The sequence below is a fragment of the Coriobacterium glomerans PW2 genome (assembly GCF_000195315.1).
GTDB classification, from domain to species: domain Bacteria; phylum Actinomycetota; class Coriobacteriia; order Coriobacteriales; family Coriobacteriaceae; genus Coriobacterium; species Coriobacterium glomerans.
Genome location: NC_015389.1, coordinates 1,595,917 through 1,621,985, shown reverse-complemented (window position 1 = coordinate 1,621,985; position 26,069 = coordinate 1,595,917). Strand labels below are relative to the sequence as shown.

Genomic DNA, 26,069 nt, shown 5'->3' with positions numbered 1-26,069 from the left:
CTATGGCATGCACCGGAATCGAACTCATCAGCAGGCAAGGCAATCCGTATTGGGGGCGAACTCAGGACTTTGAACAGCATTTCGAGTATTCGGGCGTAAAAATTCCAAGGGGCAGTGAGATTCCCGGCACCTATACGCCATTTGACAGTTTGCACAGCGTCATGGGAATCGTCTGGGCCGATGACATTCACAAATCTCCCAAGCTGCTGGACGGAATCAACGAACATGGGATCTGCGGTGGATCATTCTATTTTGATCATTATTTCCGCTACGTTCCTACTGAGCAAATCAAGCTCAAGGGCAAGACGCCAATTTGCGGCGAAGAGCTTTGCACTTGGATTCTGACTCATTACAGAAGTCTTGATGAGACTATTGAAAGACTTGGTCAAGATGTGGGCATCACGAATGATCCGGGATCGATGATGGAAAAGTCCGTTCCCCAGCACTGCGTTTTTCAAGATGAGACGGGTCGCTCGATTGTTGTCGAACCTTCTGTCCCGAACGGTTTCAAGTTCTTTGAAAACCCTGTCGGTGTATTTGCCAACGCACCAGAATTTGATTGGCATCTAGATAATCTGAAGTGTTGGTTGGAGAGGGCGACGAATCGGCAGTATGAGTTTGACCGAACCGAATCGATTCACCAAATAGACTTGGAAGAGCTCACAAGCGGATTAGTGGGGATACCCGCCGATTTCAAGCCGGAATCGCGGTTTTTGCGTGCGGCATTTTTAAAACTGCTTTCCGTCCAAGTGGACGATGAAGATGCGCTGAACCAAGTATTTCAACTACTGTCCTCGGTGAATACACCCAAAGGGGCCTTGAGGATCAGTCAGGCCGATAGGACGCTGGTAGCATGGACCCAATACACAGCTGGATATGATATCAAAAAGAAGATCCTCTATGCTTTCACCTATGAAAACCGGAATCTCAGATCACTTGAATACGGTGATCCTGAGAGATGGGGAAATAAGATTCGATACTACAGCTTCATCTCGAAGCAGTTGGCGTATCCATTTATCGAGAAAAATGTATGGAATCCCGGCGAGAATACATTATAAAAAGCTCGTTCAGCAGCGGTCCATTCAGAGTGCTCACCCGATAAGGTAAAGATGCTTTCTTCGAGAGATGTTAGGAGATCATTATGAGCAAAAAAATAATCCTTGATCTGGACACGGGCATCGACGATACGCTTGCGTTGGCATACGTATTGGCTTCTCCGGAGGCTGAGCTCATCGGAATAACCGGTACCTATGGAAATGTAACCGTCGCTCAGGGGGTTCAAAACGACCTTGACCTTCTTGAACTGTTCGGATATCCAGACATTCCTGTATACGCGGGACCGACGCATCCTTTGGCAAGCGATAGCTTCGAAGTCTTAGATAGCTCGGGGGAGTTTCACGGTAAAAACGGTACAGGAGATGTTGAGATCCCTGCCAAAGCAGCCGGCTCGGTTCAAGAGCAAAACGCAGTTGACTTTATTATCGAATCGGTACGGCAATACGGTGACGAACTTGTAATCGTTCCCACGGGTGCGTCCACGACGATGGCCGCAGTCCTTCGAAAGGCACCTGATATCGAGAACAAGATTCACATCGTGATGATGGGTGGGGCCTTGACGCAACCAGGTAACAGCACCATTTTCGCTGAGGCGAACGTCTTGCAGGATCCCGAAGCCACCAAAGAGCTGTTTTCCAGCTCTGCGGATATCACGATGATCGGGTTAGATGTGACAACCAAAGTGAGAATGAGCCGTCAGGATAACGAGCAGTTGCGCGCAACGGGTACGAGGATCGGCACCTTCATGGCAGATATGATTGATTTTTATATTGAGGTCAGCGAGAGATATGATAGCATCCCCGGTTGCAACCTGCATGACCCTCTCGCCGCCGCAGTCGCACTCGACTCAAGTCTTGTGACAACATTTCCCATTAATCTTACGGTTGATCTCGAGGATGGCCGAGGAAGAACGATTGGTGATCCAGCGAGGCTTCTCGATGCGCCGAACACGAAGGTCGCGCTTGCCGTGGATGGAGAGCATTTCGTGCCGGGGTTTCTCTCCCGCCTCATGTGGCTCGCTATATCAGCCTAGATTTGTTCGAGATTGACAGAAGGGGAGGAAATCATGGCCGAACTTGTTGCCGTTGAGAGGGTAGGCGACGATCTTTTCGAGGAGAATCGCCTAAAGACAAAAAAAGCCCTTCCGGCGCTTCTCATCGTATTTTTGCTGGGCACGCTCATGACTCAAGCGTTCAATTTGGTATTCCAAAACATCGGTGACACTCTCGGTATGTCAGGCAGCGCTGCGCTTCTGAGCACGCTCCCAGGCATTGTTCTTGGTGTCGTTTGCATGCTCTACGGAACGCTTTGCGACTTTATCTCGCCTAAACATATGACGTTATTCGGGGTGAGCTCGCTCATAGCTGGAAGTTTATTGGGGTTTTTCGGATCATTTAATTTTTGGATTGCTCTAGTTGCGCGCATGATTCAGACAGCAGGAGGGCAAGTTGCTGGATCGGTTTTCCTCGTCATGTCCGTAAAGTATCTTACAGATAAAGAAAAAGCCATTTATATCGGTATCTATAATGCAGTTTACTATCTTGCTGCAGCCGTTGGAATCTTTGCCGGAGGCATCATCACCTCGATTGATTGGAAATATCTGTTTCTGGTACCGGGAATTTCTCTGATTTTTATCCCTTCCCTTATCAAATACACCCCTGATATCAGCGCGGAAGGTGAGAGGATCGACGGGATTGGCATAACTATCTTTGCGGTTCTCGCAGGTCTTATCGCAGTGTATTTTTCGTTTCCAAGTCTAACTCTGATAATTGCTGCAATTAGCGTAGCTGCGATTCTCATCGTATGGATTTTAAAGGCCGGGCATCCTTTTCTCAGTCGATCATTTGTAACGAACGCCGCCTATATGTCTGTCGTGCTCATGGTTTTCATGATCTGCTTTTTTAACTTTGCTTGCGTACCGATCTATAACGCACTCGGAGATGCCTTATACAGCGTTCCGCTCACCGAGGTGTCTTCATGGCTCACTGCGGTGTATATCTTCGCGGCGATCGTTGGAGTGGGCTCGGGCCCCGCGATTAACGCACTGGGACGTTCGAAGACGCTTGTTTTAGCGGCGTCTTTGATGATAATAGGTTTTGGTGGTTCCGCGCTTTTGCTCAGCAAGGGCTTCGTCGTATTGTCAGTGCTCGCATGCCTGTTCGTAGGGGGCATGACCATTGCGTATACACCGCTCTACGACACAGCTTCCGATGCTCTACCAAAGGAAGAGGGTGGTCGCGGCATTGGCATACTTGATCTCATGTTGAACACGGCATCATCGATTGGTATGGCTGTATACAGCAGCTTGATAATCAACAAGCATCTCTCAGCTTATAGTCCGATTGGAGCTTCGGCGGGGGAGCCGGCCTTGATATCGAACATTTTTCTCATCATGTCGGCTGTTTCGGCATTGTCGCTCATCGTCTTCTTGGTTTTTAGAAAGGTGACGCTTAAGCATCTGTTGTAATCAAGTCTATGCCAGCGAACTAGCTCCTACCGGTACACAGATCGTTATGACACACGGACACGTGCACGAATCGAGAGCATGCATAGCATTTCGGTCGTGCATTGGCAATAATGACTTTTCATTCGGAGTGCTCACATGCATAAGGTAATCGTTTTCGGCAGCTTGAATATGGATCTGACTATAGCGTGCGAGCGCATGCCGCTTGCCGGAGAAACGATCTCCGGCGGCGGCTTTCTTGCCAATCCCGGTGGCAAGGGGGCGAATCAAGCCGTCGCCGCCGCTAAGCTCGGCGCCCAGACACAGATGATCGGTGCTGTCGGCCAAGATACGTTCGGCGATCAGCTGATCGCCGCTCTGGCTGAGGCCGGGGTGGAGTGCAAGTGCGTTGAGCGCGTGTCCGGCAGACCTACCGGGGTGGCATGCATCGTGCGCGTCGGGCCAGACAACCGCATCATCGTAGATCCCGGTGCGAACGATGTCTTGCGAGCGGAGGATGTCTCGCATGCTCTCGATCGCCTCGCTGGTCCCGGGGACATCTTTCTCACTCAGCTCGAGTGCGACCATGCGACCACGTTTGCCGCCCTTGCCAAGGCCCGCTCCCGCGGGATGTATGTCGTCTTGAATGCTGCGCCTGCGAGAACGCTGCCTGATGACATCTGGTCAAATATCGATCTGGTCTGCATCAACGAAACCGAGTGCGCGGCCATCACAGGAGTCTATCCCGACTGCGACGAGGCCGCTTTGAGAGCGATGCGACAGCTGGCAGATAAAGGCGTACATCTTGTCGCCGTCACGCTTGGTGAGCGTGGTGCGATTCTTCTTGAGGATGGCCGCAAACTCGTCTCAGAGCCGTTTCATGTGAACGCTATCGACACCACGTGCGCGGGGGATACCTATCTCGGTGCCTTCATCGCGGCCCGAGCCAGAGGGATGTCCACCGAGGAGATCATCCGGTGGTCATCGTGCGCCTCTGCGCTCGCGACGACTCGGATCGGCGCGCAGCAGTCCATACCCTCCATCGCCGAGGTTGAGCGCCTCCTGACCCGATAGGCACTGTTCTCACATTGCGCGCTATCGTTGAGCAGCGGATGTTCTATGATGGAACATCCGCTGCTCCGTTTTAGGGCACTGGTCGGATGCGACATGGGAAGATGACAGGAGGAATCCATGGCTCGTAGGGTTACCCTCAAGGACATCGCACGGGAGTCGGGTTACTCCGAATCCGCGGTGTCGCTGGTGCTGAACAACCGATCGTGTCGTCTGTCCGATCAGAGCAAGAGGTGCATTCGCGAGACCGCCCGCCGCCTCCGCTATCGCCCGAATGAGGTCGCACGCGGTCTCGCGATGAGTAAATCGAACACCATTGGCTTGGTTATTCCCGATATCGAGAACCCGTTCTTCTCTTCCTTGGCGAAGCGCTTTGAAGAACGCTGTCGCGAAACAGGATGTGGTCTGTTCATTGCCAACTCTGATGATCGCAGTGCCTATGATTGCGAGCAACTCGAATGCTTGGATGCGCGCGGTGTCGATGGCATCGCATATGTCGCGAGCAACGGTGGCTCTGAAGATGACCAAGCCGATCCGATCGGCGTGCTCGCCGCTCTCTCGGTCCCCTTTGTCATGATCGACCGTGTCATAGATGGAGTTCGGTGTGACAAAGTCTATGTGGACAACGAACTTGGTGCCTATATGGCCGCGTTGCATCTTCTCGATCACGGCCATCGGCGCATCGGCTGCTTGGCAAACACTTCTCATACGCAAAACGGATCTGCTCGACTCATGGGCTATCGCAGGGCGCTGTCTGAGCGAGGCATCACGTTTGAACCGGACTACGTCGCGGAATGCGATTATCACGCTGAGACCGGCTACGCTCAGACAGATCTGCTGATCGAGGCAGGCGTCACTGCGATCTTCTCGACCAGCGATCTCATCACGGTGGGGATGCTCTGCAGGTTGCGCGAACGTGACATCCGCATTCCTGAGGACATATCGATCGTGAGTTTCGACAACAGCCCCTCACTCGCATTCGCTTGGCCAGGTATCACCGCTGTCGATCAAGATATTCCGCGTCTGTCATCTATAGCATTCGATATGCTGACAAGGCGCATCTCGGGAATCGATGATGATCCCATGACCTCCGTCGTGAGCCCCTCTCTTGTGGTCCGCAACAGCGTGCGCTCAATTGACTAGCCGAGCCCGGTGGTGGCGAGATTGATAACTCTGTATGCGCCGTCATAGACATGCTGGGCGTTTGCACGAATGATGGCATCGCACATGCGACTGATAAGAGTGCGATCGGCTTGCATCGCGTCGATCACAGAGAGCACCTCGCGCGTGTCATCGATCTCGTAGGTTCCGTCTCCGAGTTCGGCGGTACGGATGGCCCCCCATGCCTCATGTCCTCCAATGCGATGCACCATGAGCTTTGGGACAGGATAAAACGATAGCTCGCTCGGTTTGGTGATCAAAAGATCGCACCCGCGCATTAACAGATTGGTCGAATATACCGCTGCGAAGATGTCTTGGTCGAAAAAGGCGTGGATGCCGCTCAGCTCGGTCTGATCCTCGGCGAGACACAGGTCTGCGAAGCTCATCACCTCCCTGAAGTCCCCGAAGTGTCGCACCGCTGAGCTGGCGAGTCCATCCACAAGCTGTTCGAGGCGTTTCCAGACCTTCCCGTGATCACCTGCATTGATAAGGAGCAGAGCGTCTCCGCGTCGCGCCGCCGGCAGCAGATGCTCGATGATAGCGGCAACCAGCTCGGTCTGTGCTCCCGCTCCTCCGATCGTGATGAGATAACGGATAGGGGAGCCCCCGAGCAGCCTCTCTCTTCTTCGCGCGCAATCGATATCGATGTTCGAGACGATCTCATGATCCACATAATGGCCGGTCTCGCATATGTCCTTGCGGGGCATTTGTCTGAGCGAGCGAGTCGGAGCCATGCCCCGCAGCATGCGATACCCCAGATACGCTCCGGGCGTCTGGACCGCGTGTATCGAGCCCTCGGCAAGATGCAGCGCCATCGGCCAGTTGTCCGGGATGGCATTGACTACATGGGTGAGGCCTGCGTGAACAGCCGCCTGAGAGGGCCAGGCATGCGTGCCCACATAGGGGACATCTTGAGGAAGGTCCTGAAAGATGGGCACCATGAGTTCGGATTTCTTCTGATCTATCGCGTTATACGAGAGCTTCCTGAAACCCTCCGTGTTGAGTGGTTCCCATATGAGCCGGTTAAACAGGCTGAATCTCTGCGATAGACGAGATCCTTGAGAATACAACTCGTTTTGCGCGGCAATCACCTTGGCACCTGTCGTTTTCGCATGGGACACAAGATCGAACCAATAGGGCGTGAACCCCATGGCACGGGCGGCAGACGCCATCGCGATGGCGATGCGGTAATGTCCATAGCCCATTCGGATATTGCCGATGACCACGGGCTTTCGGTCGGACCCGATGGGGGATCGCTCCGTTTGCAACATGTGGCGTCCCGCCTTGGCGTCCGCGATGATGTCAAGTGGTGCGTCGCTCTCTGACAAAACGAGTTCTCGTATGTCGAGCAGCGTGCCGATCGTTGGGAGATCACGCGCGGCGAGATGGTAGGTGGCTGATGCGTCGTCGCCAAACCGTCTCGCATATCTGTTTCTGGCGCGTCGCGCGCGACGGCGGGTCTTGGCATCCATGACATTGCCGAAGATGATCTCCGACCTATCCGGTAGACCGTTTACGGACTTCATGGCGAAGCTCTTCCTTTCTGATCATGTTAGTGATAGTCTAACTATCAAATCGATAGTTAGACTATCATACGAAAGGAAGAGGATGTCAAGTGGCGCGCAGCGCTAGATTCTCCGATCGTCGAGCGTGTGATGCGCACGGGCTTCCGGAAACGCCTTTCAGCGCTTCATTCGACACGCGTGACACAAAGGCAGTCGAGCAGGCCGCGTTGCTTTTCCTAGATGAGGGGATCGCCGCCGTGCCGATGACCCGGGTGGCGCATGCAGCAGGGGTCGGAGTGGCGACGCTCTACCGTCATTTCGCAACCAAGGCGGATCTTGCGGTACGCGCCGCGACCCTGCTATGGTATCGATTCAACCTCGAGGTAAATGACTTGGTGATCTCAGAGGCCTTCAGGGACATGTCCGGTCTTGAGATGCTCGACGCGCTCACGTCAGCCTATCGCAACGAGTACTTGGAGAATCCGCGTTTCGTCGCCTTCATCGACGAACTCGATCGGATGCTTCTCACAGAGCGTGTCGACCAGTCGGCGCTTGCTTGCTACGATGCTCAGATTGACTCATTTTACTTCGTATTCGAAGAAGCATATCGATCCGGACGAACAGATGGCAGCATCCGTCGTGATGTCGATTTTCGCCTCTTCTATCGCAGCGTTGCCCATGCGCTGCTCGGCGTTGCGCAGAAGCTTTCCAGAGGAGAGCTGATCCCCTCCGATGATTTCTCGCTTGCTTCAAATGAGCTGCATCTCATTGCTGACATGGCGGTGACATACCTTGGCGGAACCGGATCCGGTGATTGCAAGAGGGGAGATCCCGATGACTGAAAGAAGACTTGCGACGAATCGTATCATATGGACCTTTGCCACAGGCCAGCTAGGTTGGTCGATCTTGTCTGGAGTTGTCACGAACTGGCTCGTTTACTTCTTTCAACCTGGCCATGACCTTTTGAACGAAGGTCAGCGCATCTTCATCACCCAGGGCAGCGTGCTGCTCGGTATGACGACGATTGGCCTCATCACCGCTCTGGGAAGATTCACCGATGCGTTCGTCGATCCGTGGGTCGCTTCGCGCTCAGATGCATGCGGCCACCGTCTCGGACGTCGCGTTCCGTTCATGCGATATGCCGCGATTCCCTTCGGAGCTGCGACGATACTCGCCTTCGTGTCGCCGATAGACGGCGTTTCGGTGGTGAACGATATCTTCCTGCTCGTCACGGTGCTGGCGTTCTACGTATGCATGACATGCTATTGCACGCCGTTCAACGCACTCATACCCGAGCTGGGCCGGACGCAGGAGCTCAGAATCGAGGTTTCCACGCGCATCTCGTTCACGTACTTCATCGGCACGGCGATCGCATACCTCGTCCCCAACATCGCAGGTCTGCTTCAGCCTGCCCTTGACATGACGACGAGCTTTCGCGTGACGATCGCGGCGCTCTCCGTGATAGCCGTGGCATGCATGCTCGTTCCGACGTTTACCATCGATGAGCATATCTATGCTGAGACGACACCCTCCACGATCAAGATGGGAGAGAGTCTCAAGATGACATTCTCAAATCGGCGGTTCCAGGTGTTCGTTGCCTCCGATATTCTTTACTGGATCGCGATCACGATGTTCCAGACCGGCTTGCCGTTTTACATCACCGCCCTCATGGGTCTCCCGGATTCTATGACCTTTGTTCTGTTCGCTCTCATGACGATCATGAGTCTTGTATTCTATGCGCCGGTCAACGCGCTTGCGAAACGAATGGGCAAGAAATGGCTCGTGTGCTTTGCCTTCATGTTCTTCTGCATTGCATTCGGGGTGACATCACTCGCAGGCCTTCTCGGGATTCCGGGTATCGCCTGGGGTGTGATGATCGCTGTTCTGGCTGCTCCTCCCATGGCGGTTCTCGGCATTTTGCCTCAAGCCGTCGTCGCAGACATCGCCCAGGCCGATGCCATCAGCAACGGCGAGGCGCGGCAGGGCATGTTCTATGCGGCGAGGACCTTTTCGATGAAGCTCGGTCAGTCGGTTGCCATGATCCTGTTCACGTCGGTCGCTCTCATAGGAGGCGCGGGGACTGGCTATCGGCTCTCTGCGCTTGCAGCCATGGTTCTATGCCTGATCAGCGGACTTACGTTTCTGCGCTACGACGAGCACGGAGTGCTCGCAGCGATTCGACGCGATGCCGCCTCTTCAGCGGATCGCACCGCGAGCTGCGGCTCGGCGAGCTTGGAAGGCAAGGTAGACTAGCATGGACGACCCGCGTGGCGGCTCCTTCGCAAAAACGCTTCCGATTGTCGATATAGATGCCGATCCACGGTTCACGCTCAGGTGGAGGTCGCTTCCTGATGGCTCGTCGCATCTGGTGAACTGGTCGGGAGCGGATCGGCCCGCCTGTTGCGAGATGGGTCTCGAGGTGCGCTCCACGTGTTCCTCGGAGCCCGGCGGCGTTGCCCACAGGACTTGGAGCATCGAGGTCAGACCAAACAAGACCATAGAGATTCTCGATGTCAAGGCAACGGTCGATGCGCCCATCGCTCGAGCTGATGCCGTCTTTCTGAATGGATACCAGTCTTGGACCGATAGCGTCGAGCGGCGGCCGACCGCGCGTGTCCGCGGGCTCGATCGAGTGCCGCGATTCATCGTGGATCGATATGTGCTCGATGGCAGCGGAGACTATCGATTCACCCGATACGATCATCGGCGGGGGCACCAACATGGGTTTTGCTACGGCTACATCCGCAGGGCCGACATGGTTGCACTCGTCGGATCGCTCGAGGAGGACAGCGGTTTCACCGTATTGAGGACCTCGACGGCCGAGAACGAGCTGACGCTTGAGAAAGAGCCCCCTTCGAGGCCGCTCGCCGCAGGTGAGTTCCGTCGCCTCATGGCATTCGCCATATGTCAGGGCGCGCGCGAGGAGGCCGTCGCCCGATGGCTCGTTCTGGCGGGTATTCGTCCCCTTCCCGCCCCGCCACTGGTAGGTTATTCAAGTTGGTATCGTCGCTATGGAGATATCGATGCCGAATCGCTTCTTGATGATCTCAAGGGCGCGACTCATGTGCTCTGTGACATCGATCTGGGTCCCGCTCAGCGCGTTTTTCAGATAGACGATGGATATTCAAAGGTGGGAGATTGGCTGGAGTTCGACCGATCGCGCTTTCCGCTGGGCCCTGCGACCGTCTTGAGTGCAGCGCGTGAAGAGGGCTTCATTCCCGGCATCTGGCTCGCTCCGTTCGTATGCGAGCGTGATTCCGAGCTGTATGCGGCGCACCCGGACTGGCTTTTGAGCGACGCGTTCGGGTCCGAGGTGAGAACCGGCTGCAACTGGAGCGGCGCGGTCGCACTCGATACGAGAAATTCCGAGGTTCGTGACTACATCGCAAAGGTGATCTCAACGGTGACCGCGAATTGGGGAGCCGAGCTGCTCAAGCTCGATTTCCTGTTCGCGGCATGCATGATCGCCCATGACGGGCTCAATCGAGGGGAGCTGATGGCTGATGCTCTCGAGCTTCTGCGGGAATCCGCTGCTCCGCGGACACGCATGATTCTTTGTGGCGTGCCGCTTGCATCGGCATTCGGCAAGGCAGAGTACTGTCGTATCGGCTGCGATGTCGGCTTGGATTGGGACGATAGGTTCTATATGCGGCTGCTCCACCGAGAGCGCATCAGCACGAAGAACAGCCTTCGCAACACGTACGGTCGCGCCCACTTGGATGGTCGCGCATTTCGCTGCGATCCAGATGCGTTCTTCTTGCGCGCCGGCGATGTGAATCTCACCACCAAGCAAAAAGAGAGTCTGCTCGAGGCCGATATCGTCTGCGGCGGTGTTCTTCTCACTTCGGATGACATGGGCGCATGGACAGCTGATCAGATAGAATGCTATAGGGCTGCCGTCAGGGCGTTCGCCGCCAAAGAGGACGGCGCGATTCGAGAAGCCGGTAACGAGAACGGCCTTCTCAACTGCAGCCCCTCGAGTTCGAGATCCTAGCGACCGCATAAGCGTCACAGGACGGCAACCGGGAGATCGATGCTCACCGCGCACTCCCTGTCCCCGGCACCGGATCCAGGGTGCAGGCACCGGAAGGAGTACCCGCAAACGAGGCGCTTCGCGTGCTCCGGCACGGGCGGCTCACAACGTCGGCAGGAGGATCTGATGGCAACGAAGTCACGCGCGACCACGCGGATCGTATGGCTGTTCGCACTCGGAAAGCTCGGATGGCCGATCCTCTCGGGCGTCTTCACAAGTTGGCTGGTCTACTTCTACCAGCCTGAGCAGGCGTTTATCGATTCCGGGCAGCGCCTGTTCGTCACACAGGGCAGCGTGGTCCTGGGCATGACGGCCGTCGGGCTCATCACCGCTGCGGGTCGTTTCATCGGCGCATTCATGGATCCGTGGATCGCAGGCATGTCGGATGCGTGCTCCCACCATCTGGGCAGGCGCATCCCTTTTATGCGTTATGCGGCGATTCCCTTCGGCGCTGTCACGGCGCTTGCGTTCTTCTCGCCGGTACATGGTGTGTCCTGGGTCAACAACGCGTATCTGTTCATCATGGTGATCGCATTTTATGTATTCATGGCCGCTTACAGCACGCCGTACAGCGCGCTTCTGCCCGAGCTGGGCCGTACGCAGGACCTGCGCATCAAGGTCGCGACATGCATCTCGGCGACCTATTTTCTCGGCACTGCCATCGCCTATCTCGTGCCGGGCATCGCCAAGCTCTTCCAGCCGGTGCTCGGAACGACGATGAGCTTTCGCGCAGCCATCGCCGTGCTGTCGATCATCGCGATAGCCTGTATGCTCGTGCCGGCGTTTGCAATCGATGAACATGTCTATGCCGAGACGACCCCATCTATGGTCAAGATGTTCACAAGCCTCAGGTTGACGCTCTCCAACCGTCGGTTCCAGGTGTTCGTCGTCTCGAATATCATGTATTGGATCGCGATCACGATGTTTCAGACCGGGCTGCCCTTCTACGTCACCTCGCTCATGCATCTGCCGGCATCGATGACGTTTATCCTGTTCGCGCTTATGACTGGGTTCAGTCTGGCGTGCTACCCGCTCGTGAACATCCTCGCTACGCGCATGGGCAAAAAACGACTCGTCGGTTTCGCGCTGCTGGCGTTCAGCGTCTCCTTCGGGATCACGTCGCTTTCGGGTCTGCTCGGGATCGCGGGCGTCGTATGGGGCGTCATAGTCGCCATTCTCGCAGCTGTTCCTCTGGCCATCTTGGGTATCCTGCTGCCCGCTGTCGTTGCGGATATCGCCGAGGCCGATGCGATCGAAAGCGAAGAGCCGAGACAGGGCATGTTCTACGCGGCTCAGACCTTCTCTACGAAACTCGGACAGGCGCTCGCCATGATCCTGTTCACCTCCGTGGCGCTTGTGGGCGAGGCGGGCTTCGGCTACCGATTGAGCGCTCTGACCGCGATGGCTTTCTGTCTGATCAGCGGTATCATCTTTTTGTTCTACAATGAGCGGCGCGTGCTCCAGACGATTCTCTCCGCAGAGAAGTAAGGCGGAGATCCGAACTGGCGGCGTGTCGAGGATCCGGTTCAGCTCTCAGCGATATCGCTCGACTGAGGTTGCCGTCTTGGGAATGGAAATACTCGAGCCGAGCCGGTCGGCATCGGGTATCATAGCGGAAGGCATCTTTTCTGTGTCGGATGTCTTGAGGAGACAAGGAGCTCCGTCGTCGCGCGACCGCCCGCCCGCCTATGTCGATCGGAAATCCGAACGACATGCAGTTGATCATCTTGGGCGAGCCCGCTGTGAAGGCCGCGCGCGGTGGAAAAGATGAGACCGCTCATGGGTAGAGAAGAGAGTGCGCTCGCTAGGCTTGGCTGTGCATCGCATCACCATCGTCTCCGTGCGCCGAACTGTTCATCATGACACGTAAGAGGTAGTCATATGTTAGACAGATTCACAGATCGCGCGCGCCGCGTCATGTCAATGGCAAAGGAAGAGGCCGTCGCGCTTCACACGACCAAGGTCGGCACCGAGCATCTGCTTCTCGCGCTGGCCAAGGAGAGCGAAGGCATCGCCGCCGAGGCCCTTCGTTCGCTCGAGATCACCTACGACGACATCTTGGCTCAGCTCAAGGAGGTTCATTCGACGGAGCCGGAGGACGACGGTCAGGATGCCGAAGCTGCGGATGCGGCGAACGGCGCGAACCAGGCGAAGCTCGCCTTCACCCCGCATGTGATCTCAGTCATGGAACGCAGCTTCAGATTGGCGCGCGAGAACAACCAGACGTATGTCTCCACAGAGCACCTTCTGCTCGGTATCGTCGCCGAAGAGCAGGCTGTGGCAATGGATATCCTCATGCGACTCGGGGTGTCGGCAGCGGCGATCCGCTCCGCCGTTGAAAAACTCACTTCCAAGGATCAGAATGCCACCCGCGGTCTGGCCGGATCGGCGTCGGGTCGCGTTGGCGCGGGCCTGCCCTTTTTCTCCGGCGAATCCGTGCAGCAAAAGGGGGAGGAGGCCGACACGCTCAAATCGTTCGGTACGAATCTCACGCAGGACGCACGCGACGGCAAGCTCGATCCAGTGATCGGTCGCAGTCGAGAGATCTCTCGCATGATGGAGATCCTATCTCGGCGCACGAAGAACAACCCGCTGATTCTGGGCGATCCCGGTGTCGGCAAGACTGCTATCGTGGAGGGACTCGCTCAGGAGATCGCGGCGGGAAACGTACCGGAGAATCTCGTCGATCAGAACATCTGGACGCTTGATCTTCCGGGCCTCGTCGCCGGGGCCAAGTATCGCGGCGAGTTCGAGGAACGCCTTAAAAATGTTATCCAAGAGGCAACCGATGCTGATGATATCATCTTGTTCATCGACGAGATGCACACGTTGATCGGAGCCGGTTCAGCCGAGGGATCCATAGATGCGAGTTCCATGCTGAAGCCCGTGCTCGCTCGCGGTGCGTTTCAGATCATCGGCGCGACGACGGCGGAGGAGTTTCGCAAATACCTTCAGAAGGACCCGGCGTTCGAGCGACGCTTTCAGCCCGTCGACATCGATGAGCCCAGCGTGGAGGACACGGTTCGCATCCTGAACGCGTTGCTGTCGCGCTACGAGGAGCATCACCACGTGCGCTATACGCCCGCTGCGGTCGAGGCGGCTGCGAGCCTGTCATCGCGCTACATCCAGGACCGCTTCCTGCCCGACAAGGCGATCGATCTCATTGACGAGGCGGGAGCCCGTGCTCGAATCGCGGCGAATCGCGCTCCTGAGCCGGTTCGCGCCGCGGAGCGCCAACTCGCTCAGCTCAAAGAAGAGGTCGAGAGCGCCACCGAAGGCGATGACTTGAACCGCGCCGCTGAGCTCAAGGAGCAGCAGAGATCCGCTGAGATCGCGCTTTCAGAGGCGCGCGCGGCATGGAACGCGGAGATGGATGCGAGCCCGCTCACGATCGATGCTCCGCAGATCGCAGATATCGTATCGGTGATCTCCGGTGTTCCGGTCTCCGCGCTCACGGAGAGCGAGTCTCGCCGCCTGCTGGGAGCTGAAAGCGCGCTCAAATCGCGTGTTATCGGACAGGATGAGGCCGTCGAGGCGGTCGCCAAGGCCATCAGGCGCTCGCGCTCGCCGCTCAAGGATCCGCGCAGACCCGGCGGCTCGTTCATCTTCCTCGGACCCACCGGCACCGGCAAGACCGAACTCGCCAAGACGCTCGCGGCATATCTGTTCGGCAGCAAGGATGCCCTCATCAGCTTTGATATGTCCGAGTTCGCGAGCCAGTACGAGGTGTCGAAGCTCATCGGGTCCCCGCCGGGTTACGTCGGCCATGAGGAGGGCGGTCAGCTCACCAAGGCGGTTCGTCGGCATCCCTACTCGGTGGTGCTGTTCGATGAGATCGAGAAGGCCCATCCGGACATCTTCAACACGCTGCTGCAGGTGCTCGATGAGGGCAGGCTGACCGATGGACAGGGCAAGACCGTTGATTTTCGCAACACGGTCATCATCATGACCTCGAACGTGGGCGCTCGCGAGATTGCGCGCGAGACAAGCGTCGGTTTCGGTGCATCCGGCGAGGGGGGCCTGTCCTCGATCGAGATCAGAAGCCGAGCCATGTCTGAGCTGAAGAGGCTGTTCCGCCCTGAGTTTCTGAATCGCGTCGATGACATCGTCGTATTCCAGAAGCTCTCAAACGAGAGCCTGAAGAGAATCGCGAACCTGCTCGTGGACGATCTGCGCCAGCGCCTGAACATAAACGGCATGAACATCAAGCTGACCGATGCGGCCCTGGATGCGATCGTGACCGAGGGGACGGACCCCACCAATGGAGCCAGACCGCTCAGACGCGCCATTCAAAAGCTCATAGAGGATCCGCTGTCCGAAGAGCTTCTGGGCGGCGAATGGGGCCCCGGAGACACCGTGCTCACCGATGTGGTCGATGGAAAATTCGTTTTCACGCACACCTCCGGTGAGATTCCCGCGCCCCGGCCGCTCGGAGCCCTTGGTGCGTCGTTTGACAGCGCGCCGCGCACGACGGGCGACTCGCCGCTGCCGAGCGCGGGCACGGCGGCTCGCGAAGGCGCTGATGCGCGCTGAGGGCGCAGGCGCCCGCATTCATTGTTTTCTTGATGATGCATCCGCATCGGCTGGAGTCGTCTTCATTCATGAGAAGATGACAATGGCAAACAAGCAATGAATTGGGGGCTTGCTGGTGCATAGAGACGAGATTCTCAAGCGGATGAACGAGGCTATCCGACTGACCGCTCCCGGTCAGCCTATTCGCACCGCGCTCGACATGATCATCGCCGGCCATCTGGGTGCTCTTATCTGCGTCGGCGACACCGAGAACGTGCTTGCCGTCGGCAACGACGGGTTCCCGCTCAATATCTCCTTCACAAGCAATCGGCTGTTCGAGCTTTCGAAGATGGATGGCGCGATCGTGATCGATGGGGATCTCACGCAGATCCTGCGCGCGAACTTCCATCTGAATCCCGACCCATCCCTGGCCACGAGCGAGACGGGCATGCGACACCGCACGGCCGCCAGGATGTCCGTGCTGACCGATGCGACCGTCATCTCGATCTCGGCGCGCCGCGCCGTCGTGAACGTCTATGTTCACGGTACGTCCTATCAGCTTCAGCAGGTACCCGAGATCATGAGCTCGGTCAACCAGCTGGTCGCCACGCTTCAGACCACGCGCACCTCGCTCGACCGCTCCCTGTTGCGCCTGACGGCGCTCGAGCTGGATGACTATGTGACCCTCGCTGATATCACTGATATCTTCTCGAGCTTCGAGATCCTGCAGCAGGCTAAAGAAGAGCTCAAGAGCTGCATCGTGAAGCTCGGAACGCAGGGAAAGCTCGTGCAGATGCAACTCGAGCAACTTGCCGGTTCGGGCATCGACACGGACTACGATCTCATGATTCGCGATTATGCCGCGAACTCCTCTGAAGAGAGCGCCCAGCGCATCCGCGCGCGCTTCGCCGCGCTCACCCCCGAGGACATCACGAGCCCTCAGAGAGTCGCCGAGGTTCTGGGCTATGACGACCTCGATGAGGATTCCGTGATGACCCCGCTTGGCCTGCGCACGCTCTCGCAGGTCTCGGTCGTGCGCGACGGGGTGGCGGAGCGCATCGTGGACGAGTACGGTTCGTTGCAGGAGCTGATGGATGAGATCCGCAAGGATCCTGAGCGGCTGGGAAACTTCGGCGTGAACAATCCTACCATCTTGGCGGATACGCTCTATCGCATGCAGGGCAACCAAGGGGGCGCATGATGCAGTCCGTCTGCGCGGTCGTGGTTTCCGGTGGGAACGGGTCGCGTTTCGGAAATCCCGGGGGAAAGCAGCTCGTGAGCGTAGCAGGCAGGCCTCTCATGACCTGGTCGATCATGGCGTTCGATCGCTCTTCGCACGTCGGCCGCATCATCGTGGTCTGCCCTGCGAACCGTCGCGCTGAGATGAGGGGACTCGCCGTAGATCCGTACGAGTTCAGCACCCCTGTCGCCTTCGCCGATGCCGGCGAGACCCGTCAGGCATCCACGCGAGCCGGCGTGCTCGCGACCCCTGAGTGCTTCGAACTCGTGGCGATCCATGATGGGGCTCGCCCGCTCATCACGACCGAGGCGATCGATCGCGCGATCGGCGTTCTCGTCTCGAATCCTTCGCTCGACGGTGTCGTATGCGGTCAGCCCGCGATCGACACGCTGAAGATCGCAGCGCGCGGCCTTATCAGCAGCACACCGCCGCGCAGCGTGTTCTGGGCCGCTCAGACCCCTCAGGTGTTCCGTCTGGACGCGATGCGGCGCGCTCATGCGCGCGCGGTGGAAGATGGTTTTCTGGGTACCGACGATTCCTCGCTCGTCGAGCGGATGGGGGGACGAGTCCTGTGCGTCGAGAGCCCGCGCGACAACCTGAAGGTCACGGTGCCGGAGGATCTGCGTCCCGTGACGGCGATCCTGCTCGGTCGGATGAGCGATGCCGAGTCCGCGCAGGACACCGGAATCATCTCAACCCCGCCGATCGCGTAGGGACGGGAGGGACCATGGAGCGCGCGCTTCGCATAGGACACGGCTATGATGTTCACCGGCTTGTCGCAGGTCGGCGCTGCGTCATCGGCGGCGTCGACATTCCCTTCGAGCGCGGCCTGCTCGGACACTCCGACGCCGATGTACTCGCTCACGCGCTCGCGGACGCGATCCTGGGGGCGATCCGAGCTGGCGACATCGGCTCATTGTTTCCGGATACCGATCCGGCCTACGAGGACGCTGATTCGCTTGTGCTGCTGGCTCGCGTCATGTCCCGCGCTCGCGATCTGGGTTTCGAGCTCATCGACGCGGACTGCACGCTGGCCTGCGAGCAGCCCAAGATCGCGCCCCATCGGGAGCGGATGAGGGCAAATCTCGCTTCAGCGCTCCACGTGTCTCGCGAGCGCATCGGCGTCAAGGCCACCACGACCGAGCGGCTCGGCTGGGAGGGGGCCGGCAGGGGTGTCGGCGCCTGGGCCGTCTGCCTGCTTGAGAGACGCTGCACAGACGAAATGGCGGTCGATCAGGGTCATACAGCTCGCTGGGGCGCCGAGTGCCCCGGCGAGGCGGACGGCGAATGCTAAGGAGCATCGCATGCGCATCTATAGCTCGCAAACGCGCGTCAAGCGCGAGTTCAAACCGATCGAGGCGGGACGGGTCCGGATGTACGTCTGCGGTCCCACCGTCTATGACGACGCTCATATCGGCAACGCGCGCACGTTCATCACCCTCGATGCGATCCGACGCTGGCTGATCGCGAGCGGCTACGAGGTGACATTCGTTCAGAATCTGACCGATGTGGACGACAAGATAATCGGGCGCGCCGCAGATCAGGGACGCTCAGCCGAACAGGTGGCGCAACAGTTCGCGGAGCGATTCATCGACGTGATGCGTCGCGCGAACGTGCTCGACCCCGATATCCGGCCCAGGGCGACACGCGAGATCCCCGCGATGATCGAGATGATAAAGAGCTTGATCAAACAAGGCCACGCCTACGCGGCGGGCAACGGCGACGTGTACTTCTCCGTGCGCAGCGATCCCAGCTACGGAGAGGTTTCAGGCAGAGATATCGACGAGCTCATGGTCGGCGCCCGCATCGAGGAAAACGCTGTCAAGCGCGATCCGCTCGACTTCGCGCTATGGAAGGCGGCCAAACCCGGCGAGCCGATGTGGGATTCGCCGTGGGGGCCGGGTCGACCGGGCTGGCACACCGAATGCGCCGCCATGGTCCATCGTCACCTCGGCTGCCCGATCGACATTCACGGTGGGGGATCAGACCTCATCTTCCCACATCATGAGAACGAGTGCGCCCAAGCCGAATGCTGCTGGCACGAGGGCTTCGCGAACACGTGGCTGCACGTCGGTATGCTCATGGTGGATGGCGAGAAGATGTCGAAGTCTCTCGGTAACTTCTGGACGCTCGAGGAGGTGCTCGACCGCCATTCCGCCGCGGCGTTGCGTCTTCTCATGCTGCAGACCCACTATCGCACTCCTCTTGATTTCTCCTTCGAGCGACTCGAGGGCGCGCAGACGTCGCTTGGCCGCATCGTCAGCACGGTGGGAAACCTCCGTTGGGCATCCGACCGCGCCTCAGGAAACCCGGATGCAAGCCTCGCCCAGGGGCTCGCTCGTCGGATGCAGATTGCCCGCTCGGAGTTCAAAGAGCAGATGGATGATGACTTCAACACGGCGGGCGCGCTGGGTGCGTGCTTCTCGCTCGCGACGGCGGCGAGGAGCTACCTCGAGTGTGCCGGTGTCTCGGTTGACGCATCGATTGCTCTTGCTTGCGTTGAGTTTCTCGAGGAGTCATTCTCCGTACTTGGTATCGAGCTGCCGGCATCTGCTTTGGAGCTTCCCGCCGAGCTCGTTGAGCTCGCGGGGCGGCTCGTCGGCTACAGCGGGAACGACGTCGCCGCAGCTGCCGAGGCGCTTCTGGCGGCCCGCCTCGATGCGCGCATCCGCAGGGATTGGGCTTGTGCCGACGGCATTCGTGATGAGCTGGCGCAGCTCGGTCTCTCAATCGAGGACACCGCTGCCGGTCCGCGCCTCAAGCGCTCCTAGGCGGCTGAGATGTCAGACACGAGGTCGAGAGGGAAAAGCGCCGGCAAAACGGTCGGTGGCAGGCGTCTGCCGAGCGCGCGCGCATCGAAGGGGACCGAGAGGGGATCTTGGGCCGCGAGTTGCATCGAGGGTCGCAGGGCGGCGACCGAGGCGCTTCGGGCGGGCGTTCCGGTGCACCGAGCGCTGCTGGCTGACGGAGCCGAGACGGAAGGGGCCCTCTCCGGCCTCATCGGGGCGCTCGAGCGCGGCGGGGTGCCCATTGCGCGCGTACCGCGCGCCAAGCTCGATGCGCTATCCTCTCACGGCGCCCATCAGGGCATCGTGCTGGAGACCGAGCCGTTCCCATATGCGACCGTCGAAGATGTCATCGCGCGTGCGGGCGCGGGCGCGGCCCTCGTCGTCGTGCTCGATCACGTTACCGACGAGGGCAACTTCGGCGCGATCGTTCGATCTGCCGAGGTTGTCGGAGCAGCTGGAGTCATCATAGCCTCCAAGCGCGCCGCCGCGGTCGGTGTCGGGGCATATAAAACGTCAGCCGGGGCCGTCATGCACCTGCCGATCGCACGGGTTCCGAACATCGTTCGAGCGCTCGAGGCGCTCAAAGGTGCCGGATTCTGGGTCGGCGGCGCGACCGAGCATGCTCGCGACACGGTGTGGGATGCGTCGCTTGAGGGGCGCATCGCGCTCGTTGCGGGTTCGGAGGGATCAGGGCTCTCGAGACTCGTACTCGAGAGCTGCGATTTCACCGTCAGACTTCCACAGCGCGGACAGACGGAAAGCCTGAACGTGGCTCAGGCAGCGACGGTTCTGTGCTATGAGTGGCTGCGTCGCGAGACGGCCTCAGGTGAGGGGACGGAGACGTAGGTGGGCGGAAAACGCGAGCTGCTCGTGGTGGACGGATACAACGTCATCCACGCCACGCCACGCTACAGGAGACTCGTCTTCGATCACGCCGATGACCCCTACTCCTCCGATGTGCATGACGGGTCTCGTATGGCGCTCATCGCTGATGTGGCAGCGTTCGCACAGGGTCGCTACGATGCCATCATCGTGTTCGATGGTGCCGGCAACGTGTCGGCTGCGCGACCGGATCTGATCGAGGCGGGCGTGCGCATCGAGTTCTCGCCGACGGGTGTATCTGCCGATACCGTGGTTCAGCGCTTGTGCATCGAGGCCCGAGACGCGGGCCGCGCCTGCTCGGTCGTGACAAGCGACGCCGCTATCCAGACGACCGTTATGGGCAAGGGCGTCACGCGCATCTCGGCGCGCATGCTCGTCGATGAGATTCGTGAAATCGATCGCGATGTAGAAGAGATGGAACAGGCGCCGCATATGAAGATGACACTGTCCGATCGGCTCGCGCCCGACCTTCGACGCAAGCTCGACGAGCTGCGCGGACGGAGATCGTAGAGGTTCGCATGATCGTCGTCTTGGTTGCGCGCGTAGGTGCGCCGGGGTATTCTGTATAGGCCCGATGCGCACCGTATCTGATGCGCATGGCGCTGCCAGCGTGGCTCAAAGGCAGAGCAACTGATTTGTAATCAGTGGGTTGCAGGTTCGATTCCTGTCGCTGGCTCCACGGTCGCCTGTCGGCACCCGGTATCTATGAGGTACCGGGTGCCGTTTTCATGGGCGCAAAGGTGACTCTCGACCGCATGGTCCCTTCATATCTCATCCATGTGCTGCAAGAGAAAGCGCCTGATTGGCTAAGTGGGATACGCCCGGGCACGTGTATTAGCGCAATCTGGTTGACATAAGCGCGTTTCACGTCGTACTATGCATCTGCTCGCGGAGGTGCTTGACTTGCGCCAATCAGCTTTGCGGGTCTTGATCGAATGGGAGCGTGCCCGAGTGGTTAATGGGGACGGGCTGTAAACCCGTTGGCTTTGCCTACCAAGGTTCGAATCCTTGCGCTCCCACCCGTCAAGTGCCTGTATAGCTCAGTTGGTAGAGCACTTCGTTGGTAACGAAGAGGTCACCGGTTCAAGTCCGGTTGCAGGCTCCATCACGGCGGTGTAGCTCAGTTGGTCAGAGCACACGGTTCATACCCGTGGCGTCACTGGTTCGAATCCAGTCACCGCTACCAAGGGATCACCGTGGCTTCCCGAACGCGCTGGGGAGTCACACAGATTATGAGGCATTGTCCCGTACGGGGACGACCTTAAGGAGGAGGGCATTATGGCCAAGGAAAAGTTTGAGCGCACAAAGCCGCATGTGAACATCGGCACCATCGGTCACGTCGATCACGGCAAGACCACCCTGACCGCCGCCATCACCAAGGTTCTCTCCGAGACCCCGGGTTGCAAGGCTGATTACACGGCGTTCGAGAACATCGACAAGGCTCCCGAGGAGCGCGAGCGCGGTATCACCATCTCCGTCGCCCACGTCGAGTACGAGACCCAGACGCGTCACTACGCGCACGTCGACTGCCCGGGACACGCCGACTACATCAAGAACATGATCTCCGGCGCCGCTCAGATGGACGGCGCGATTCTGGTCATCGCCGCCACCGACGGCCCCATGGCCCAGACGCGCGAGCACATCCTGCTCGCCAGCCAGGTCGGCGTCGACTACATCGTCGTCTTCCTCAACAAGTGCGACATGGTGGATGACGAGGAGCTCATCGATCTCGTCGAGATGGAGACGCGCGAGCTGCTATCAGAGTACGATTTCCCCGGAGACGACATCCCGTTCATCCGCGGCTCCGCGCTGGGAGCGCTCAACGGCGACGAGAAGTGGAAGGGTGCCATCGTCGAGCTCATGAAGGCCGTCGATGAGTACATCCCGACGCCCGAGCGCGACAACGACAAGCCGTTCCTCATGGCTGTCGAGGACGTCATGACCATCTCCGGCCGCGGCACGGTCGCCACCGGCCGCGTCGAGCGCGGCGAGCTCAAGCTCAACGAGACCGTCGAGATCGTCGGCATCCGCGACACGCAGAACTCCGTCGCGACCGGCATCGAGATGTTCCGCAAGAGCATGGACTTCTGCGAGGCCGGCGACAATGTCGGTATCCTGCTGCGCGGCATCAAGCGCGAGGACATCGAGCGCGGCCAGGTGCTCTGCAAGCCCGGTTCGGTTCATCCCCACACCAAGTTCACCGGCGAGGTCTATGTCCTCACCAAGGAGGAGGGCGGCCGTCACACCCCGTTCTTCGATGGCTATCGTCCGCAGTTCTACTTCCGCACGACCGATGTCACGGGCAACGTCAAGCTTCCCGACGGCGTCGAGATGGCGATGCCGGGCGATCACGTGACGATCACCGGTGAGCTTATTCACCCGATCGCCATGGAGGAGGGCCTGCGCTTCGCTATCCGCGAGGGCGGCCACACCGTCGGATCCGGTGTCGTGAGCACCATCATCGAGTAGCTTTCGAGCGCTTGAGTTCGGTTTGGACTGACGTTTGGGAACCCGGTTCCTCTTCGGGGGAACCGGGTTTTTCTGTCACGTGGCGCCAAGGCGTTTGACATCTCGTTCCCACGAAGGATATCTGCGAGAAGATCTGCAGATAAGGAGGGGAAAACGCCTCAGCCATTGACAGAGTCGGAATGCAGATGATATCGTATCCCACCGTGCCCGTCTGGGCGGTAGTTGGAGGTAATCAGATTCATGCGTACATTAGTCACCCTGGCGTGCACTGAGTGCAAGCGGCGGAACTACACGACGACCAAGAACAAGGCGACCATGCCCGATCGCATGGAGATCAAGAAGTACTGCCCTTGGTGCCGTCATCACACGCTGCACAAAGAGACGCGCTAGTCGATCATACGCCAGTAGTTCAATTGGTAGAGCATCGGTCTCCAAAACCGAGGGTTGAGGGTTCGAGTCCTTCCTGGCGTGCCAGTTTTTTCTCCGTGAGCCTCATTTGAGGCTCACGGTTCACATCGTAGTGTGCAGGCTTCGCCGGAGGTAGGACCATGGCCACCAGAAAAAGCAAGAGAAAGGGCTCTCAGAGCAAGGGAAAGGCGTCCACCGCCGTCCCTGCAGGCGATAGCACGAAGAAGGCTGTTTCCGGTAAGTCTGTCGAGACCGCAGCGGCCAAGTACGCTGATGCCAAGCCCTCAAAGTCTGCCAAATCGGTCAAGTCGGCCAAGGGCAAGTCCGCCGCGAAGCCGAAGTCCAAGGCGAACGCGAAAATCGCCAAGGCCAAGAAGAACAAGAAGCCGAATATCTTTGTTCGCTTCAAGCGCTACATCGGCTCGATTCGCACTGAGATGCGCCGCGTGACATGGCCGACGAAAAAGGAGCTCATCAATTACTCCATCGCGGTGTGCGCCTCTCTTGTGGTGGTCGGCATCGTGATCGCACTGCTCGACACCGTGATCGGTCAGGGCCTCGTGCTCTTTTCCGGATTGAGAGGCTAGCCATGTCCAAACGCTGGTATGTCGTTCATACCTACTCGGGGTATGAGAATCGCGTCAAATCCGATCTCGAACGTCGGATCGAGAGCATGGGCATGCAGGATCGCATCTTCGACATTGAGATTCCCATCGAACATGTGACCGAGATCAAGGAGGGCGGCCATCGCGAGACGAAGGACGCCAAGATCTTCCCCGGTTACGTGCTCGTTCGCATGGAGATGGACGATGACGCGTGGACATGTGTCCGAAATACCCCAGGCGTTACGGGATTTCTCGGAGCGAACGGCAAGCCCGCGCCGCTATCGCGTGACGAGTTCAACAAGATGATGCGCCGCTCGAGCAAGGGTGAGGCACCCAAGCGCACGGCTGTCGGGCTTGAGGTCGGCACGACGGTGCGGGTCACATCCGGTCCGCTGGCGGACTTCGATGGACAGGTCGCCGAGGTCAACGCCGAGGCTGGCAAAGTCAAGGTCATCTTGCTCATCTTCGGCCGCGAGACTCCCGTCGAGCTGTCGTTTGATCAGGTCGCCGCGATCTCGTAGATCTCTTTTGCTCGTCCGCGCGGACGTGCTGCCCTCGCTGGCCGCTCACCTTCGAGGGCGCTTCCAGTACGTGCGCGCTCGCGATATCAGAACATATGGCACGCTTGCGTTCCAGAAAGGTTTCCCATGGCTCAGAAAAAGGTTCAAACCGTAGTCAAGCTTCAGATCCCCGGCGGGCAGATGACCCCGGCTCCTCCCATCGGGCCGGTGCTCGGTGCAGCTCAGGTGAACATCATGCAGTTCACCCAGGCGTTCAATGCGGCAACAGCTGACAAGATCGGCGATATCATCCCGGTTGAGATCACCGTCTACGAGGATCGCTCCTTCACGTTCATCACCAAGACGCCGCCCGCGGCGCATCTCATCAAGAAGGAGCTCGGCATCAAGAGCGGTTCGGGTGTTCCGCAGCGCGACAAGGTCGGCGAGCTCTCGCAGGAGCAGCTGACAAAGATCGCCGAGATCAAGATGCCCGATCTCAATGCGAACGATATCGAGGCCGCCAAGCGGATCATTGCCGGCACGGCGCGCTCGATGGGCGTGACGATCGCCGAATAGCTCGGGTTTCAGGTTGGGCGCGCATCGCGTGTCCGAGGAAGCGCGCATGTGCGCGCTGCGATGTGGGAGGGCAAACGCCCGTTGGCACCACAGGAGGTGGCATTATGTCAAAGCACGGAAAAAGGTATCGCGGCGCAGCCGAGAAGATCGATTCGACAGAGCTTTACGCGCCGTTACGTGCCGTGAGGCTCCTCAAGGAGGTCGCGACGGCCAAGTTCGATGAGACGGTCGAGGGGCATTTTCGTCTCGGTGTCGACACGCGCAAGGCCGATCAGAACATTCGCGGCAGCATCTCGCTGCCTCATGGCACGGGCAAGACCGTGCGCATCGCCGTGTTCGCCGAGGGCGACAAGGCGCGCGAGGCCGAGGAGGCCGGTGCCGATATCGTCGGTTCCGATGACCTGGTCGCTGCGATTCAGGGCGGAGAGATCATGTTCGATGCGGCTATCGCCACGCCGAACATGATGGCAAAGGTCGGTCGCATCGGTAAGATCTTGGGCCCACGCGGTCTCATGCCCAATCCGAAGCTCGGAACCGTGACCATGGACGTCGCCAAGATGGTTTCAGAGCTCAAGGCGGGTCGCGTCGAGTATCGTGCGGATCGGTACGGCATCTGCCATGTGCCGCTGGGCCGTGTCTCGTTTGATGTCGCGACGCTCGTTGAGAATTACGCGGCTCTGTACACGGAGATTCTGCGCGTGAAGCCCTCCTCGGCGAAGGGGCGCTATGTGAAAAGCATCGCGCTCTCCTCTACGATGGGGCCCGCCATCAAGGTCGATCCGGCTGTTCAGCGCGATTTCATGGAGGAATAGCGCGTAT

General features: G+C 58.8%; 22 protein-coding genes, 5 tRNA genes and 1 pseudogene. 27 read left to right on the top strand and 1 reads right to left on the bottom strand.

Features of this window, described 5'->3' with window-relative positions; genetic code table 11:
* Window positions 1-2 precede the first annotated feature (2 nt).
* The 5 genes from CORGL_RS07145 to CORGL_RS07125 all read left to right on the top strand — a co-directional run bounded on the left by CORGL_RS07145 (window position 3) and on the right by CORGL_RS07125 (window position 5,713).
* Window positions 3-1,058: a linear amide C-N hydrolase gene (locus tag CORGL_RS07145; protein WP_013709235.1), complete on the top strand. Its 1,056-nt coding sequence runs from the start codon at window positions 3-5 to the stop codon at window positions 1,056-1,058.
* Window positions 1,059-1,141: 83 nt separating this feature from the next.
* On the top strand, window positions 1,142-2,089 hold the full coding sequence (locus tag CORGL_RS07140; RefSeq protein ID WP_013709234.1) for a nucleoside hydrolase: 948 nt from the start codon (window positions 1,142-1,144) through the stop codon (window positions 2,087-2,089).
* 33 nt (window positions 2,090-2,122) lie between these two features.
* Entirely contained in the window at window positions 2,123-3,523 is a 1,401-nt protein-coding gene (locus CORGL_RS07135; RefSeq protein WP_013709233.1) for an MFS transporter, read from the top strand.
* A 135-nt stretch (window positions 3,524-3,658) separates the two neighbouring features.
* Window positions 3,659-4,573 carry a ribokinase gene (locus tag CORGL_RS07130; protein ID WP_013709232.1) on the top strand — a complete coding sequence of 305 codons (915 nt, stop codon included), beginning with the start codon at window positions 3,659-3,661 and terminating at the stop codon, window positions 4,571-4,573.
* Between the two features lie 117 nt (window positions 4,574-4,690).
* On the top strand, window positions 4,691-5,713 hold the full coding sequence (locus CORGL_RS07125) for a LacI family DNA-binding transcriptional regulator (protein ID WP_013709231.1): 1,023 nt from the start codon (window positions 4,691-4,693) through the stop codon (window positions 5,711-5,713).
* Here the strand turns inward: CORGL_RS07125 and CORGL_RS07120 are convergent.
* On the bottom strand, window positions 5,710-7,257 hold the full coding sequence (locus CORGL_RS07120) for a DUF6937 domain-containing protein (RefSeq protein WP_013709230.1): 1,548 nt from the start codon (window positions 7,255-7,257) through the stop codon (window positions 5,710-5,712). The two genes, CORGL_RS07125 and CORGL_RS07120, sit on opposite strands and share 4 nt — an antisense overlap.
* 89 nt (window positions 7,258-7,346) lie before the next feature.
* Here CORGL_RS07120 and CORGL_RS07115 point away from each other — a divergent pair, with 89 nt between their 5' ends.
* From CORGL_RS07115 to rplA, 22 genes and pseudogenes are all read left to right on the top strand, one after another.
* Window positions 7,347-8,078, top strand: coding sequence for a TetR/AcrR family transcriptional regulator (locus CORGL_RS07115; protein WP_013709229.1), 732 nt, complete (start codon window positions 7,347-7,349; stop codon window positions 8,076-8,078).
* Window positions 8,071-9,489 (top strand): MFS transporter, encoded by a 1,419-nt coding sequence (locus tag CORGL_RS07110; RefSeq protein ID WP_013709228.1) that lies wholly within the window; start codon window positions 8,071-8,073, stop codon window positions 9,487-9,489. The genes CORGL_RS07115 and CORGL_RS07110 overlap by 8 nt, the downstream gene beginning before the upstream one ends.
* A gap of 1 nt (window position 9,490) precedes the next feature.
* Window positions 9,491-11,230 (top strand): glycoside hydrolase family 36 protein, encoded by a 1,740-nt coding sequence (locus CORGL_RS07105; RefSeq protein WP_013709227.1) that lies wholly within the window; start codon window positions 9,491-9,493, stop codon window positions 11,228-11,230.
* 165 nt (window positions 11,231-11,395) lie between these two features.
* Window positions 11,396-12,757 carry an MFS transporter gene (locus CORGL_RS07100; RefSeq protein ID WP_013709226.1) on the top strand — a complete coding sequence of 454 codons (1,362 nt, stop codon included), beginning with the start codon at window positions 11,396-11,398 and terminating at the stop codon, window positions 12,755-12,757.
* A gap of 393 nt (window positions 12,758-13,150) precedes the next feature.
* Window positions 13,151-15,802 (top strand): ATP-dependent Clp protease ATP-binding subunit, encoded by a 2,652-nt coding sequence (locus tag CORGL_RS07095; protein ID WP_013709225.1) that lies wholly within the window; start codon window positions 13,151-13,153, stop codon window positions 15,800-15,802.
* 142 nt (window positions 15,803-15,944) lie between these two features.
* Window positions 15,945-16,982, top strand: a complete 1,038-nt coding sequence (disA, locus tag CORGL_RS07090; RefSeq protein ID WP_049777747.1) for a DNA integrity scanning diadenylate cyclase DisA — start codon at window positions 15,945-15,947, stop codon at window positions 16,980-16,982.
* Entirely contained in the window at window positions 16,979-17,734 is a 756-nt protein-coding gene (ispD, locus tag CORGL_RS07085) for a 2-C-methyl-D-erythritol 4-phosphate cytidylyltransferase (protein WP_049777700.1), read from the top strand. The genes disA and ispD overlap by 4 nt, the downstream gene beginning before the upstream one ends.
* A gap of 14 nt (window positions 17,735-17,748) precedes the next feature.
* A pseudogene (ispF, locus tag CORGL_RS07080) lies at window positions 17,749-18,228 on the top strand (2-C-methyl-D-erythritol 2,4-cyclodiphosphate synthase); the annotation flags it as partial.
* Between the two features lie 97 nt (window positions 18,229-18,325).
* On the top strand, window positions 18,326-19,792 hold the full coding sequence (gene cysS, locus CORGL_RS07075) for a cysteine--tRNA ligase (RefSeq protein ID WP_013709221.1): 1,467 nt from the start codon (window positions 18,326-18,328) through the stop codon (window positions 19,790-19,792).
* Window positions 19,793-19,801: 9 nt separating this feature from the next.
* Window positions 19,802-20,656: a 23S rRNA (guanosine(2251)-2'-O)-methyltransferase RlmB gene (rlmB, locus tag CORGL_RS07070; RefSeq protein ID WP_013709220.1), complete on the top strand. Its 855-nt coding sequence runs from the start codon at window positions 19,802-19,804 to the stop codon at window positions 20,654-20,656.
* Window positions 20,657-21,202 (top strand): NYN domain-containing protein, encoded by a 546-nt coding sequence (locus CORGL_RS07065; protein ID WP_013709219.1) that lies wholly within the window; start codon window positions 20,657-20,659, stop codon window positions 21,200-21,202.
* A gap of 94 nt (window positions 21,203-21,296) precedes the next feature.
* Window positions 21,297-21,371 (top strand) — tRNA-Thr (locus CORGL_RS07060).
* Between the two features lie 258 nt (window positions 21,372-21,629).
* Window positions 21,630-21,711 (top strand) — tRNA-Tyr (locus CORGL_RS07050).
* A 10-nt stretch (window positions 21,712-21,721) separates the two neighbouring features.
* Window positions 21,722-21,797, top strand: a tRNA-Thr gene (locus CORGL_RS07045).
* Between the two features lie 4 nt (window positions 21,798-21,801).
* Window positions 21,802-21,878 (top strand) — tRNA-Met (locus tag CORGL_RS07040).
* Window positions 21,879-21,970: 92 nt separating this feature from the next.
* A complete protein-coding gene (gene tuf, locus CORGL_RS07035) occupies window positions 21,971-23,161 on the top strand; it encodes an elongation factor Tu (RefSeq protein ID WP_013709218.1) in 1,191 nt (396 codons plus the stop codon).
* Window positions 23,162-23,401: 240 nt separating this feature from the next.
* Complete coding sequence (gene rpmG / locus CORGL_RS09710) at window positions 23,402-23,551, top strand: 50S ribosomal protein L33 (RefSeq protein WP_013709217.1); 150 nt, start codon at window positions 23,402-23,404, stop codon at window positions 23,549-23,551.
* 8 nt (window positions 23,552-23,559) lie between these two features.
* Window positions 23,560-23,635, top strand: a tRNA-Trp gene (locus CORGL_RS07030).
* A gap of 74 nt (window positions 23,636-23,709) precedes the next feature.
* Window positions 23,710-24,156: a preprotein translocase subunit SecE gene (gene secE, locus CORGL_RS07025; RefSeq protein ID WP_013709216.1), complete on the top strand. Its 447-nt coding sequence runs from the start codon at window positions 23,710-23,712 to the stop codon at window positions 24,154-24,156.
* A 2-nt stretch (window positions 24,157-24,158) separates the two neighbouring features.
* Complete coding sequence (nusG, locus tag CORGL_RS07020) at window positions 24,159-24,695, top strand: transcription termination/antitermination protein NusG (protein ID WP_013709215.1); 537 nt, start codon at window positions 24,159-24,161, stop codon at window positions 24,693-24,695.
* A gap of 126 nt (window positions 24,696-24,821) precedes the next feature.
* On the top strand, window positions 24,822-25,250 hold the full coding sequence (gene rplK / locus CORGL_RS07015) for a 50S ribosomal protein L11 (RefSeq protein ID WP_013709214.1): 429 nt from the start codon (window positions 24,822-24,824) through the stop codon (window positions 25,248-25,250).
* Window positions 25,251-25,354: 104 nt separating this feature from the next.
* Window positions 25,355-26,062 carry a 50S ribosomal protein L1 gene (rplA, locus tag CORGL_RS07010; RefSeq protein ID WP_013709213.1) on the top strand — a complete coding sequence of 236 codons (708 nt, stop codon included), beginning with the start codon at window positions 25,355-25,357 and terminating at the stop codon, window positions 26,060-26,062.
* Window positions 26,063-26,069 lie beyond the last annotated feature (7 nt).

What these genes read in the sequence shown, in the direction of transcription:
- CORGL_RS07145 (WP_013709235.1), top strand. Translation starts at nt 3, where the DNA reads ATGGCATGCACCGGAATCGAACTCATCAGCAGGCAAGGCAATCCGTAT.
- CORGL_RS07140 (WP_013709234.1), top strand. Translation starts at nt 1,142, where the DNA reads ATGAGCAAAAAAATAATCCTTGATCTGGACACGGGCATCGACGATACG.
- CORGL_RS07135 (WP_013709233.1), top strand. Translation starts at nt 2,123, where the DNA reads ATGGCCGAACTTGTTGCCGTTGAGAGGGTAGGCGACGATCTTTTCGAG.
- CORGL_RS07130 (WP_013709232.1), top strand. Translation starts at nt 3,659, where the DNA reads ATGCATAAGGTAATCGTTTTCGGCAGCTTGAATATGGATCTGACTATA.
- CORGL_RS07125 (WP_013709231.1), top strand. Translation starts at nt 4,691, where the DNA reads ATGGCTCGTAGGGTTACCCTCAAGGACATCGCACGGGAGTCGGGTTAC.
- CORGL_RS07120 (WP_013709230.1), bottom strand. Translation starts at nt 7,257, where the DNA reads ATGAAGTCCGTAAACGGTCTACCGGATAGGTCGGAGATCATCTTCGGC.
- CORGL_RS07110 (WP_013709228.1), top strand. Translation starts at nt 8,071, where the DNA reads ATGACTGAAAGAAGACTTGCGACGAATCGTATCATATGGACCTTTGCC.
- CORGL_RS07105 (WP_013709227.1), top strand. Translation starts at nt 9,491, where the DNA reads ATGGACGACCCGCGTGGCGGCTCCTTCGCAAAAACGCTTCCGATTGTC.
- CORGL_RS07100 (WP_013709226.1), top strand. Translation starts at nt 11,396, where the DNA reads ATGGCAACGAAGTCACGCGCGACCACGCGGATCGTATGGCTGTTCGCA.
- CORGL_RS07095 (WP_013709225.1), top strand. Translation starts at nt 13,151, where the DNA reads ATGTTAGACAGATTCACAGATCGCGCGCGCCGCGTCATGTCAATGGCA.
- disA (WP_049777747.1), top strand. Translation starts at nt 15,945, where the DNA reads ATGAACGAGGCTATCCGACTGACCGCTCCCGGTCAGCCTATTCGCACC.
- ispD (WP_049777700.1), top strand. Translation starts at nt 16,979, where the DNA reads ATGATGCAGTCCGTCTGCGCGGTCGTGGTTTCCGGTGGGAACGGGTCG.
- cysS (WP_013709221.1), top strand. Translation starts at nt 18,326, where the DNA reads ATGCGCATCTATAGCTCGCAAACGCGCGTCAAGCGCGAGTTCAAACCG.
- rlmB (WP_013709220.1), top strand. Translation starts at nt 19,802, where the DNA reads ATGTCAGACACGAGGTCGAGAGGGAAAAGCGCCGGCAAAACGGTCGGT.
- tuf (WP_013709218.1), top strand. Translation starts at nt 21,971, where the DNA reads ATGGCCAAGGAAAAGTTTGAGCGCACAAAGCCGCATGTGAACATCGGC.
- rpmG (WP_013709217.1), top strand. Translation starts at nt 23,402, where the DNA reads ATGCGTACATTAGTCACCCTGGCGTGCACTGAGTGCAAGCGGCGGAAC.
- secE (WP_013709216.1), top strand. Translation starts at nt 23,710, where the DNA reads ATGGCCACCAGAAAAAGCAAGAGAAAGGGCTCTCAGAGCAAGGGAAAG.
- nusG (WP_013709215.1), top strand. Translation starts at nt 24,159, where the DNA reads ATGTCCAAACGCTGGTATGTCGTTCATACCTACTCGGGGTATGAGAAT.
- rplK (WP_013709214.1), top strand. Translation starts at nt 24,822, where the DNA reads ATGGCTCAGAAAAAGGTTCAAACCGTAGTCAAGCTTCAGATCCCCGGC.
- rplA (WP_013709213.1), top strand. Translation starts at nt 25,355, where the DNA reads ATGTCAAAGCACGGAAAAAGGTATCGCGGCGCAGCCGAGAAGATCGAT.